The organism is Paenarthrobacter sp. PH39-S1, from assembly GCF_030063245.1.
Classification (GTDB): Bacteria; Actinomycetota; Actinomycetes; order Actinomycetales; family Micrococcaceae; genus Arthrobacter_M.
Map to the genome: position 1 here is coordinate 228,400 of NZ_JASISR010000001.1, position 12,258 is coordinate 240,657.

At 65.1% G+C, this 12,258-nt stretch carries 10 protein-coding genes; 9 read left to right on the top strand and 1 reads right to left on the bottom strand.

Annotation, left to right across the window (positions count from 1 at the left end; genetic code table 11):
• The first annotated feature begins 1,199 nt into the window (after positions 1 to 1,199).
• The 9 genes from QMG52_RS01010 (at position 1,200) to QMG52_RS01050 (ending at position 11,245) form a co-directional block, all read left to right on the top strand.
• Complete coding sequence (locus QMG52_RS01010; protein WP_502920417.1) at positions 1,200 to 2,324, top strand: BMP family lipoprotein; 1,125 nt, start codon at positions 1,200 to 1,202, stop codon at positions 2,322 to 2,324.
• 110 nt (positions 2,325 to 2,434) lie between these two features.
• Positions 2,435 to 3,988, top strand: a complete 1,554-nt coding sequence (locus tag QMG52_RS01015) for an ABC transporter ATP-binding protein (RefSeq protein ID WP_283558566.1) — start codon at positions 2,435 to 2,437, stop codon at positions 3,986 to 3,988.
• Complete coding sequence (locus QMG52_RS01020) at positions 3,985 to 5,322, top strand: ABC transporter permease (RefSeq protein ID WP_502920418.1); 1,338 nt, start codon at positions 3,985 to 3,987, stop codon at positions 5,320 to 5,322. The genes QMG52_RS01015 and QMG52_RS01020 overlap by 4 nt, the downstream gene beginning before the upstream one ends.
• Positions 5,319 to 6,602 carry an ABC transporter permease gene (locus QMG52_RS01025; protein WP_283558567.1) on the top strand — a complete coding sequence of 428 codons (1,284 nt, stop codon included), beginning with the start codon at positions 5,319 to 5,321 and terminating at the stop codon, positions 6,600 to 6,602. The genes QMG52_RS01020 and QMG52_RS01025 overlap by 4 nt, the downstream gene beginning before the upstream one ends.
• 4 nt (positions 6,603 to 6,606) lie before the next feature.
• Entirely contained in the window at positions 6,607 to 7,008 is a 402-nt protein-coding gene (locus QMG52_RS01030; RefSeq protein WP_283558568.1) for a cytidine deaminase, read from the top strand.
• Entirely contained in the window at positions 7,005 to 8,309 is a 1,305-nt protein-coding gene (locus QMG52_RS01035) for a thymidine phosphorylase (protein ID WP_283558569.1), read from the top strand. The genes QMG52_RS01030 and QMG52_RS01035 overlap by 4 nt, the downstream gene beginning before the upstream one ends.
• Positions 8,310 to 8,437: 128 nt before the next feature.
• Entirely contained in the window at positions 8,438 to 9,268 is an 831-nt protein-coding gene (locus tag QMG52_RS01040) for a DedA family protein (RefSeq protein ID WP_283558570.1), read from the top strand.
• A complete protein-coding gene (locus QMG52_RS01045; RefSeq protein ID WP_502920419.1) occupies positions 9,265 to 10,476 on the top strand; it encodes an adenosine deaminase in 1,212 nt (403 codons plus the stop codon). Before QMG52_RS01040 ends, QMG52_RS01045 begins: the two co-directional genes overlap by 4 nt.
• Before the next feature lies 1 nt (position 10,477).
• Entirely contained in the window at positions 10,478 to 11,245 is a 768-nt protein-coding gene (locus tag QMG52_RS01050; RefSeq protein ID WP_283558571.1) for a MazG nucleotide pyrophosphohydrolase domain-containing protein, read from the top strand.
• A 168-nt stretch (positions 11,246 to 11,413) separates the two neighbouring features.
• On the opposite strand, the gene QMG52_RS01055 is transcribed toward QMG52_RS01050, so the two are convergent.
• The gene (locus QMG52_RS01055; protein WP_283558572.1) at positions 11,414 to 12,220 is read right to left on the bottom strand and encodes a PadR family transcriptional regulator; all 807 of its coding nucleotides are present in this window, start codon (positions 12,218 to 12,220) and stop codon (positions 11,414 to 11,416) included.
• Positions 12,221 to 12,258 lie beyond the last annotated feature (38 nt).

The window sequence follows — 12,258 nt, forward strand, 5'->3', positions numbered from 1 at the left end:
GGCCGAGGTTGCCCCGCTGGATGGAGGACCGACCATCAAAGAGGGGCGCCCCCGCGAAGACGATGCGGCCCAGCACCGCTGTCGCGAGCGAGCCCCGTCTTCATGCGGCCAGTCCTTCGCGTGCACGGGCTATCGCTGCTTGAATCCGCGTCCGCAGCTCGCCCGGGCGCCCCGGATCGGACCATTGGATCCGGATGAATCTCCAACCTAACTCCATCAATGCCTTTTCGCGCCGTCGTTCCTCAAAAATAACCTGGCCAGTCGGGGCAAAATCGAAGTATTCCGATCTCCCGTCAAATTCCAGGATCAGTTTGAGCGCCGGCCACGCGAAATCCGCCCGATAGCTGATGCATTGATGCGACCAGGGACTGTATCCCTTGCAGGCTCGCACCTTTGCGCAGGGCATGGTCCCCGATGATTACGGCCCGCTGAAACCCGCCGATTCTGGCACAATCGACGACGGTTCGCTCGAGCGAAGTCACCGAGATCGGCCCCTCGCCGCGGATACTGACCAGGACAGTTTCCCGGGGCTCCAAGCGGCAGTGATGTCCCGTCACATCGGGGCCGGCACTGTTCTGCGACAGCGCAGAGGCGGAATTGATGTGGATACTGCTGCCGCAGTCCCAAATTTAGCATCCGTGAAGACGCGCAGCGCTGAAGTGGCTACACGTACATGCGCCGCCGCTGGTGGAGAAATGGGCTTGCAGACCAGACATGTCCCGCTCCCAAACGGCGGCTGGAAACCATAAACTCATCTGAATCGAGGCGACAGGCCCACCAGGAGGCCACCGCACCTCCAGCGTTTTCCGAAGCCTGTTCTTGTCCATGTCACTAAGATAGTGCTCACAGCTGGCCGCACCTCCTCTACCGGTCATCCTCGGGCATTCTCGAAGGAGTGGCGTCCCCGCGACAACGCAGCTGCGCCGCCCCTCCTTCGCGGGGCCGCCCCTCCTTCGCGGCGCCGCCCCGTTTTGGCGAGGGCGGACAGGTAACGACTTTCCAACGATGAGGCATCGGCGGCGTCGAAAGGTGCAGGTGGGCTGAATCACCCATTAGGGTATTATCATCATCGCGCCATAGCGCAGCGCTTCGAAGATATCAGTGACAACAGAATTTGAGTCCCGGTGTTACGCACCGTGACCAACGGACACTCATTGAACCGCTGCTGTTCGCTGCGCTCAATCTCTGTTGGAGGAACTTTGAATCACCCACTGCACAGCGCACTGTCCTTGCCCGGTGCCCTGAAACGCAGCGCCACCGTTGGAACCATCACCTTGGGTGCAACCGCGCTCCTGCTCACCGGCTGCGGCGCTGCACCGGCGCCGTCGGGTGGTGGCACGGCGGGGGCCAGCGACTATCTCGGCTGCATCGTCTCCGACGCCGGCGGATTCGACGACCAGTCCTTCAACCAGTCCTCCTACGAGGGCCTGAAGAAGACGCAAACGGACCTCGGCATCAAGATCAAGCAGGCGGAGTCCACCACGAAGGCGGACTTCGAGCCGAACCTGAACCAGATGGCCAACGCCGGCTGCAACCTGACCTTCACCGTGGGCTTCCTGCTCGCGGACGCCACCAAGAAGGTGGCCACGTCCGACGCCTCGGCGCACTTCGCGATCATTGATGACAACTCGATTAACCTGCCGAACGTCAAGCCGGTGGTCTACGACACCGCACAGGCTGCGTTCCTGGCCGGCTATGCCTCCGCCGCGCAGACCAAGACCGGCAAGGTGGGCACCTTCGGCGGCATCAACATCCCCACCGTGACAATCTTCATGGATGGATTCGCCGACGGCGTCAAGTACTACAACGAGAAAAAGGGCAAGTCCGTCCAGCTGCTGGGCTGGGACAAGAAAACTCAGCAGGGTGTCTTCACGAACACCTTCGACGTGGTCCAGGAGGGCACCAAGGCCACCAACAACCTGCTCAACGACGGGGCGGACATCATCATGCCCGTGGCAGGCCCGCTGGGCAAGGGCGCCGGCGATGCCATTTTGGCGGCGAACACCGCCGGCAAAGACGCCAAGCTGGTCTGGGTTGACTCGGACGGCTACCTGACGGCCCCGGCCTTCAAAGCCGTGCTGCTGACCTCCGTCATGAAGAAGATGGGCGAAGCGGTGGAGAACATTGTCAAGGACGACAAGGACGGCAAGTTCGATCCGACGCCGTATGTCGGGACGTTGGAGAACGACGGCGTCGCGCTGGCTCCGTTCCATGACCTGGACTCAAGTGTCACTGCGGACACCAAGAGCGAACTCGATGCGATCAGGAAGGACATCATCTCCGGCACGCTGAAGATCGAGTCCCCGGCCAGCCCGAAGAAGTAGGCAGGAAAAATGTCCGCGGTTCCGCCCCGCCGCAGCGGCGGGGCGGATCCCAGGTCCTTGTCGTGAAAAGTGTGCCGGCCTCCGACACAAACCTAAGAATGGTTGCAACCTTGAAACTCGAACTCAAGGGCATCACCAAGAGCTTTGGCTCGTTGGTGGCCAACGACCGCATCGATCTCGTGGTGGAACCCGGCGAGATCCATTGCCTGCTCGGCGAAAACGGTGCCGGCAAGTCGACGCTGATGAATGTCCTCTACGGACTCTATGAACCGACTTCGGGCGAAATCCTGGTGGATGGGCAAGCCGTCAAGTTCTCCGGTCCCGGTGATGCCATGGCGGCCGGGATCGGCATGGTCCATCAGCACTTCATGCTGGTTCCCGTCTTCACCGTCGCGGAAAACGTTGCCCTGGGCCGCGAGTCCACTGGCCTTGGGGGCGTTCTGGATCTGGAGCAGACGCGGAAGAAGATCCGGGAGATCTCCGCCAAATTCGGTTTCAATGTGGATCCGGACGCCGTGATCGAGGAGCTGCCCGTCGGGGTCCAGCAGCGAGTCGAGATCATCAAGGCCCTGGTCCGTGATGCCCGCATCCTGATTCTGGATGAACCGACTGCGGTGCTCACCCCGCAGGAGACCGACGAGCTGATGGACATCATGCGCCAGCTGACGGCGGGCGGCACCTCGATCGTTTTCATCTCGCACAAACTCCGCGAGGTCAAGGCGATTTCGGACCGCATCACCGTGATCCGGCGCGGCAAGGTGGTCGGCACTGCGGACCCGTCGGCCTCCACCACGGACCTGGCCTCCATGATGGTGGGGCGGTCGGTCAACCTGAGCCTGGACAAGGCCCCGGCGCGGCCGGGGGAGGAGGTCTTCCGGATCCGAAATCTCACGGTGATGTCCGACGACGGAACGCGGCTGGTGGACGACGTGTCCTTCGCCGTCGCCACCGGCGAGATCCTCACCGTCGCCGGTGTGCAGGGAAACGGCCAAACGGAACTGACGGAGGCCGTGCTCGGCCTGCACAGGCACGTCAGGGGCTCCATTACCCTCGACGGCCATGAACTGGTGGGCCGTTCGGTCCGGCAGGTGCTCGACGCCGGCGTTGGATTCGTGCCCGAGGACCGCAGGATTGACGGCTTGGTCGGCGCCTTCAGCATTGCCGAGAACCTGGTGCTGGATCTCTACGGCAAGAAGGAGTTCTCCCGCGGCTCCATGATGAACCGGACGGCGATCGCCGAACACGCGGCCCGCAAGATCGAAGAATTTGATGTCCGCACACCCTCTGCGCAGGCGCCCGCCGATAAGCTCTCGGGCGGAAATCAGCAAAAAGTGGTGCTGGCGCGCGAGCTGTCCCGGCCGCTGAAGCTGTTTATCGCCTCCCAGCCCACCCGCGGGGTGGATGTGGGCTCGATCGAGTTTTTACACAAGCGCATTGTGGCCGAAAGGGATCAGGGAACGCCGGTGATCATCGTATCCACCGAGCTCGATGAGGTGCTTGAGCTCGCGGACCGCATCGCCGTACTCTTTGCGGGCAGGCTGATGGGCATCGTGCCCGGCAAGTCATCGCGTGATCTGTTGGGCCTGATGATGGCCGGGCTCTCGGCGGACGAAGCCCGGGCCCAGCTCAGCGCCACCACGACATTAAAAGGAGAGCCGTCTTGACTGATCCGCGGACCGAACCGGCCCCTGAGGACAGCCTCTCGGCGGCCCCGGCCGGCAGCCCTGGCGGGGCGGACCTGACCGGGGCCGCGGCCCCGATGAAACTGCCGCGGACAGGCCCAGGCAAGGACGAGCGCGGCAAGGACCTGATCCGCGAAATTATGACCGGCAGCGGACTTGTCTCGGTGCTCGCCGTCGTCGTCGCCCTGCTCATCGGCGCGGTCCTGATCGCGGTCACGGACGCACGCGTCGCCGCCGCAGCCGGGTACTTTTTCGCCCAGCCCGGCGACACCTTTGCCGCCATGTGGGCCGCCGTGTCGGAGGCCTACGGCTCGCTGTTCCGCGGCGCCACCTATGACCCGACCGCGCGGACCTGGCTGGGGCAGCTGGGAATCTTCGAAACGCTCACCTTCGCCACGCCGCTCATCCTGGCAGGGCTCTCGGTGACCATTGCCTTCCGCGCCGGGCTGTTCAACATCGGCGCGCAGGGGCAGATCATCCTGGGCGCCATCTTTGCCGGCGCACTCGGTTTCGGCATGCAGCTCCCGCCGGGCATCCATCTGCTGGTCGTCATCGTCGGCGGGGCTGTCGGCGGCGCCATCTGGGGTGGTATCGCCGGTCTATTGAAGGCGCGCACCGGGGCGCATGAGGTGATCGTGACCATTATGCTCAACTACATTGCTGTCAATCTGGTGCTGTACCTGCTGAAGAATCAGCTCAAGGACCCGGCCAGCTCCAACCCGGTCAGCCCCCCGATGCCGGGCTCTGCGGTCTTCCCACTGCTGCTGGGGCCCAACTTCCGGCTGAATGCCGGATTCATTCTGGCGGTGCTCGCGGTGATTGCTATCGCCTGGCTGTTGAACCGCTCGACCCTGGGCTTCGAGTTCAGGGCCATCGGGGCGAACCCGAATGCCGCCCGGACAGCAGGGATGGTGGTCTCCCGCGGCTACATTGTGGTCATGCTGATCTCCGGCGGGCTGTCCGGACTGGCCGGCGTGTCCCAGATCTCCGGCACGGAGCGGTCGCTGGACGCGGATGTGGCAGGCAATATCGGTTTCGACGCCATCACCGTGGCCCTCTTGGGCCGGTCGACCCCTTGGGGCACCTTTTTTGCCGCGCTGCTCTTCGGCGCTTTCAAAGCCGGCGGTACCTCCATGGCGGTCAACGCGGACGTTTCCATCGACATTGTGCTGGTGGTCCAGTCCCTGATCGTGCTGTTCATCGCAGCGCCGCCATTGATCCGCGCGATCTTCCGGGTCAAGTCGCCGACCATCAACCCGCCGACCATCAAGCCGCCGACCATCTCCGCGCAGGCCACCCGAGGAGCTGCAGTATGAGCACAGCGACCAGCACAGTCCGGGACCAGCTTGCCGTCCGGAGCTGGAAAGTACCGATCGCTTTCGGGTTCATGGCGGCGTTCGCCGCCGTCGTCTTCGCGGTCTTCGGACCCGATGGCCGGGCAACCTTCCGGCTCTCGCAGGACTCGGATGCCTGGCAGCTGCCGGACCTGGTGCTGCCCGCGAAGATTACCGGCATCATCGCCGCATTGGGCTGTGTGGTCCTGGCGGCGATGTCCTATCTGCAGACCAGGACGGTGGGCAGAACGTCGCGGGCGGTGACATCCTCCTTCACGGTGCTGTTCGTGGCCGGTTTCCTGATCTGGATCATCGGCGGCACTAAGACGCAGAACATCACGTTGGTGGGGCTGTCCACCGGGGCCATGCTCATTGTCACCCCGTTGGTGTTCGGCTCGCTCTCGGGAGTGCTGTGCGAACGTTCCGGTGTGGTCAACATCGCCATTGAGGGCCAGCTGCTCGCGGGGGCCTTTACCGCGGCGCTGGTCGGTTCCATCACCGGAAATGCCTTCGCCGGACTGCTCGCGGCTGCCGTCGCCGGGGTGCTGGTGGGGTTTATGCTGGCGGCGTTCAGCATCAAATACCTGGTCAACCAGATCATCGTTGGGGTGGTGCTGAACGTGCTGGTGGCCGGCCTGACCGGATTCCTTTTCGAGAAGATCATGAAGATCAAGGTGGGCGGTGCCACCATCTACAACCAGCCGCCGCACCTGCCCAACCTGCCGGTCCCGCTACTGAGCGAAATCCCGATCATCGGGCCGACGTTTTTCCGCCAGTCCATCCTGGGCTACCTGATGCTGGTACTCGTGGCGGGGATCTGGTTTGCGCTGTTCCACACTCGCTGGGGGCTGCGCATCCGTGCCGTGGGAGAGCACCCGCAGGCGGCGGACACCATGGGCATCAATGTCAACCGCACCCGGTTTTTGAACGTGCTCGCCGGCGGAGCGGTGGCCGGCGTTGGCGGCGCGTACTTCACGCTGGTGGCTGTCAGCAGCTTCAGCAAGGACATGACCGGCGGCCTCGGGTTCATCGCCCTGGCGGCCTTGATCTTCGGGCGCTGGAATCCGATCGGCGCCTTTCTTGCGGCCATGCTGTTCGGCGTGGCCGGAAACCTGAAGAGCATCCTGCAGCTGGCGGTCACCCCGGTGGACGGGCAGTTCCTGGCGATGCTGCCGTACGCACTGACCATCTTGGCCGTGGCGGGGCTGGTGGGCAAGTCGCGCGCGCCGGCCGCCAGCGGCGTCCCCTATGTGAAGGGTTAGGGAGATGGCAGATCCCGTCGATTGGGCCGCGCTGGCCGGCGCAGCCAGGGAAGCGATGTTGCGCGCTTATGCGCCGTATTCGAAGTTTCCTGTCGGCGCAGCGGGGCTGACCGACGATGGCCGGATCATCAGCGGCTGCAATGTGGAGAATGCGAGCTATGGCCTCACACTCTGCGCCGAATGCACCCTGATCGGAAATCTCCAGCTGTCCGGCGGCGGACTGCTGGCAGCTTTCTATTGTGTGGACTCGCAGGGTGCTGTACTGATGCCGTGCGGTCGCTGCCGGCAGCTGCTGTATGAATTCCGCGCGCCCGGAATGCAGCTCATGACCACCCGGGGCATCAAAACAATGGACGAAGTGCTGCCCGATGCGTTCGGGCCCCAACATCTGGAGGAAACCCCGTGACCGAGACCTTCGACGCCGTCGACATTATCCGTACCAAGCGGGACCGCGGCACGCTGACGCGCGGGCAAATCGACTGGACCATTGACGCTTACACGCGCGGCACCATAGCCGAGGAACAAATGGCCGCGCTGAACATGGCCATCTTGCTCAATGGCATGGGGCGGGAGGAAATCTCGGCGTGGACCGCGGCCATGATTGCCTCCGGAGAACGGCTCGACTTCTCCGGCCTGCGCGGTCCGGCCGGAGCACCCAAGGCCACCAGCGACAAGCACTCCACCGGGGGCGTAGGGGATAAGATCACGCTTCCGCTGGCGCCGCTGGTCGCGGTGTTCGGTGTGGCCGTCCCGCAGCTCTCCGGCCGGGGGCTCGGTCACACTGGGGGTACCCTGGACAAGCTGGAATCCATTCCGGGCTGGCGGGCCGAACTCAGCAATGACGACATGATGCGCCAGCTCAGCGAGGTGGGGGCCGTGATCTGCGCCGCCGGTGCCGGGCTGGCACCGGCCGATAAGAAGCTCTACGCGCTCCGTGATGTCACCGGCACGGTGGAATCGATACCGCTGATCGCTTCCTCGATCATGAGCAAGAAAATTGCCGAAGGCACCGGCTCCCTGGTGCTGGATGTGAAGGTCGGTTCGGGGGCCTTTATGAAGACCGAGGGGATGGCCCGCGAGCTGGCCGAGACCATGGTGGCCCTGGGCCAGGACGCCGGGGTCAGTACCGTGGCGCTGCTGACAAATATGGACACGCCACTGGGGCTGACCGCCGGGAACGCGATCGAGGTTCAGGAGTCCCTCGAGGTGCTCGCCGGCGGCGGCCCGGAAGACGTCGTCGAACTGACCGTCCGGCTGGCCGAAGAAATGCTGTCCGGCGCCGGCGTGCACGGCGCCGATCCCGCGGCGGCGCTCAAGGACGGCCGGGCAATGGACGTCTGGAACAGGATGATTTCGGCCCAGGGCGGTGACCCGCAGGCACAGCTCCCGGCGGCCAGGGAATCGGACGTGATCTACGCTCCGGCGGACGGGGTCCTGCTGCGGCTGGACGCCTTGGCCGTCGGCGTCGCAGCCTGGCGCCTGGGTGCCGGGCGTGCGCGCAAAGAGGACGCTGTCCAAGCTGGAGCCGGCGTGCGGATGCACGCCAAACCCGGTGCACTGGTCCGGGCGGGGGAGCCACTCATGACGCTGCTGACGGACACTCCAGAGAAGTTCGCGCGGGCCCGGGAAGCGCTCGCGGAGGCGGTGCTGATCGCTCCGGAAGGCTCGCGGCCGGCGGCCAAGCTCATCCTTGGTCGCATCGGCTAGGAATGCGGCCGGAAGGCTCATCCCCAGGGTGGAGCAGGGGCGCGAAATGTAGGCCGAAGGATTGATGGCGCGGGTGCCCGTGGCGTGGGAAACTATAGTATCCCACCCCCGGAGAGGAATCGTCCCCAGTGGACCTGCTGAATGCCTTACCCCACCTCATGGGCGAGCTGAACCGTTTGATTGAGCATTCGGCAAACCAATGGTGGATTGTGCCGTTGGTGATGCTCTTTTGCCTGATCGATGGCTTCTTTCTGTTCCTCCCCAGCGAAACAGCCATTGTGGCCCTCGCCGCGATTTCCGCCAGGCTGGGGGAGCCGAACATCTGGCTGCTGCTGGCCGGCGGCGCCATCGGCGCCATCATGGGAGATAACATTGCTTATTTCCTGGGGCGCAAGCTCGGCGTCACCCGATTCCGCTGGATGCGCAGGCCGCGGACGGCGAAGGCGTTTGAGTGGGCGCGCAAGGAACTGGACAAGCGCGGAGCCATCCTGATTTTCACCGCTCGGTATATTCCGGTGGGCCGGATTGCCGTCAACTTCACCGCCGGCGCAACGCGCTTCCCCTGGAAGAAGTTCTTCTGGCTGGACTTCGCCGCGGCCCTGACCTGGTCCGGATATTCGGTGGGCATCGGTAGCTTTGCCGGACGATGGGTGCATCACAACCCGCTGCTGGGCGTGGGCATCGCCATCGTGTTTGCCATCCTCATGGGTTTCATCGTTGATAACGCGATGAAGTTCTTCCACCGATGGCTCGGCAAACGGGCGAAATCCAGCCCCGCAGCGGGTCAGTCAGCAGGAAGTCAGCCAGCCGCGGACCAACCCGACCGGGCGGAGGCGGAACGGGCGACGACGGCGACCCGAGTGCCGCCGTCGGCCGATCCGCTGCCGGCCGGGACTCCCGCGGCGGACGGCGTGCGAACCGACAGCGCCAGGGATCAGGGCGTTAGAGTTGAACGGTGACTGAATCCGCGCAAGACGCCATGACCGCATCCGAGAAGGCTTTGGACCTGCAGAGCCTGCCGAAGGTTTCCCTGCACGATCATTTGGACGGAGGTCTCCGCCCCGCCACCATCATCGAACTGGCAGCCGCGGCCGGGCATAAGCTGCCCTCCACGGACCCGGTGGCCTTGGCCGAGTGGTTCCGCGAGTCGGCTGATTCCGGTTCGCTGGTCCGCTACCTGGAAACCTTCGACCACACCATCGCAGTAATGCAGACACGGGACGGCCTGATCCGGGTTGCCCGGGAGTTCGTTGAAGATCTGGCGGACGACGGCGTCGTCTACGGCGAAGTGCGCTGGGCACCCGAGCAGCACCTGACGGCCGGCCTGACTCTGGATGAAACGGTTGAAGCCGTGCAGGAAGGTCTGGAAGCCGGGGTGGCCTCGGTGGAGGAATCAGGACGGCATATCCAGGTGGGGCAGCTGATCACGGCCATGCGGCACGCGGACCGCGGCCAGGAAATCGCCGAGCTGGCCGTCCGCCACCGGAACTCCGGGGCCGTGGGCTTTGACATCGCCGGGGCGGAGGAGGGCTTCCTTCCCTCGCGCTTCAAGGACGCCTTTACCTACCTGGCCGAGCACAATTTTCCGGCGACCGTGCATGCCGGTGAAGCAGCCGGACTGGAGAGCATCCAGGACGCGCTGGTGCACGGCCGTGCCCAGCGGCTGGGGCATGGCGTACGCATCGCCGAGGACATCGAGGTGGAGTACGTCGCGGCGGAGGACGCCGAGGAAGCCGGCGCGGACTCCCGCACGGCCGGCGGGGATTTCGACGGTGCCGATGACGGTGCCGATGATGAGGACACGGTTGGCGTCGTGACCATGGGGGAGCTTGCCGCCTGGGTGCGGGACCGCGGTATTGCGCTGGAAATCTGCCCGTCCTCGAACCTGCAGACGGGGGCCATCGCCGGATTCGGCGGCAGCATCGCGGACCATCCACTGGACCTGCTGTACCAGACCGGCTTCCGGGTGACCATCAACACGGACAACCGGCTGATGAGCGGGGTCACGCTTACCGATGAGTTCGAGCTGCTGGTGGACATCTTCGACTATGACCTGGATGATCTGCTGGCCCTGTCCTTGAACGCGGCGGAGGCGGCCTTCCTGCCGTTGGAGGACCGTGAGGCGCTGGCCGATCACCTCATTGAGGCCTATACCGGCGGACGCTGACATGCCTCCCCCAGCCGACCCGGCAACGGCGCTGCTGCGCCTAATTGAGGTCATTGATCAGCTGCGGACGCACTGCCCCTGGATGCGGGCGCTGACGCATGAATCGCTGGTGCAGTACCTCATTGAGGAGTCATACGAGCTCGTCGAGGCAATCGAGACCGGATCCGGCGACGAGATCAAGGGCGAAGTCGGCGACATCCTGCTGCAGGTGGTGCTGCACGCCCGGCTGGCGCAGGAAGTAGGTGGCTTTGATATTGCGGACGTCGCGCAGGCCCTGGCAGATAAATTGATCCGCCGTAGTCCGCACGTCTTCCAGTCGGACGGATCGCTGCAGGACACCTTCCCCACGGACATCGCCACGATCGAAACCACCTGGCATCGGATCAAGGCCGGGGAGAATCAGGCTGGGGAATCCAAGGCAGGCGAATCCAAGCCGGGCGAAGCCAAGCCGGGGGAATTCACGGCTGGGGAGAAATCAGTCAGCGCCGGCACAGAGTCCCCGTTTCACGGCATCCCCAGAGCCTTGCCAGCGCTGGCCTTGGCGCAGAAATCGCTGGACCGCGCCGCCCGCGCGCGCTCCGCGGCTGGCGCGGGGTTGCTTGACCCTGCCGGTGCCGGCCTCGCCGCTTCCGGCCCGCGGACGGAGGACGAACTTGGGGACGTGCTGTTCGCCGTCGTCCGCTCCGCGCGTGCGGCCGGGCTGGACGCCGAGCGTGCCCTGCGCTCGGCCGTCCGCCGCTTCCAGACCTCCGAAATCAGCCCCGGCTAAGCGACTGCCCGGCAGCTGTGATGGACCCGCTTTCGGGCCGCGGCTGCCGGGCAGTTGTTTGTGCTGTTCATTCGGACTGTGCAGGAGATCCGGGGCTCGGGGACGGCTGATCGGGAGCTGGTGCTCGGGAGGCTGCCTTGTCCTGTGGACAAGTGGCCTGAGGGCAGGTCAGTCAGAGAGCAGCTTGTAGATGGTACGGCGCGCTACGTCGAGGGCTGCCGTGGCGCTCCGCTGCTGCTCCTCGGTGCCGTCGGCGCCGATCTGCCGTACCGCCCCCATGAGTTTGCCGCTACTCAGACGCAGTTCCTGGCCGACGCCCGCTTCCTCGCTGACCTCTTGCCAGACCGCGGCCATTTCCTCGTGATGACCGGCCACATAGTCCCTGCCTTGCCCCGTGAGCTCAAACTCGGTCCGGCGCCCTTCGCCGACCGGGCTGATGAGCTCCTCGGCCTGCAGCGCCGCGAGGGCCGGATAGATGGATCCGGGGCTGGGACGCCAAGCGCCATCCGTGTGGACGACGATGGCCTTGATGAGGCCATAACCGTTGTAGCTAGCCTGGCTGAGTAGGGACAGGATGGCACTGCGGACATTGCCCTTGCGGGCCCGGCCGCCCGGCCCGAATCCCCGGCCGAATCCGGGGAGCCCCGGACCGCCGAAGCCCGGGAACCCCGGGGCGCCGAAACCCGGGAGCCCCGGACCTCCGAAACCGGGACCCCCGCGGCCACCACCGCGGTGGCCCCGGGCACCCGGATCCCGGTCGCCTGGACCCCAGCCGCCCGGACCCCAGCCGCGTCCGGACTCTCCCGAGGGGTCGCTGCACGATTCTGACGCCGGATCCGGCGGGGAACCGTGGGCGTTCGACGGGCCGTGGTCGTGCTGGCCACATCCGTGTGGTGGGCCGCCGAAGGATTGCCGTTCCTCGCCTTCCCGGCCGGCCGGATTTCTGTCGTTGGGGAAAGCTTCATTGCTGTTCATGATGAGTACTTTCGTTCTAACAGGGGAGGTATGCCGGG

What these genes read in the sequence shown, in the direction of transcription:
- QMG52_RS01025 (WP_283558567.1), top strand. Translation starts at nt 5,319, where the DNA reads ATGAGCACAGCGACCAGCACAGTCCGGGACCAGCTTGCCGTCCGGAGC.
- QMG52_RS01030 (WP_283558568.1), top strand. Translation starts at nt 6,607, where the DNA reads ATGGCAGATCCCGTCGATTGGGCCGCGCTGGCCGGCGCAGCCAGGGAA.
- QMG52_RS01050 (WP_283558571.1), top strand. Translation starts at nt 10,478, where the DNA reads ATGCCTCCCCCAGCCGACCCGGCAACGGCGCTGCTGCGCCTAATTGAG.
- QMG52_RS01055 (WP_283558572.1), bottom strand. Translation starts at nt 12,220, where the DNA reads ATGAACAGCAATGAAGCTTTCCCCAACGACAGAAATCCGGCCGGCCGG.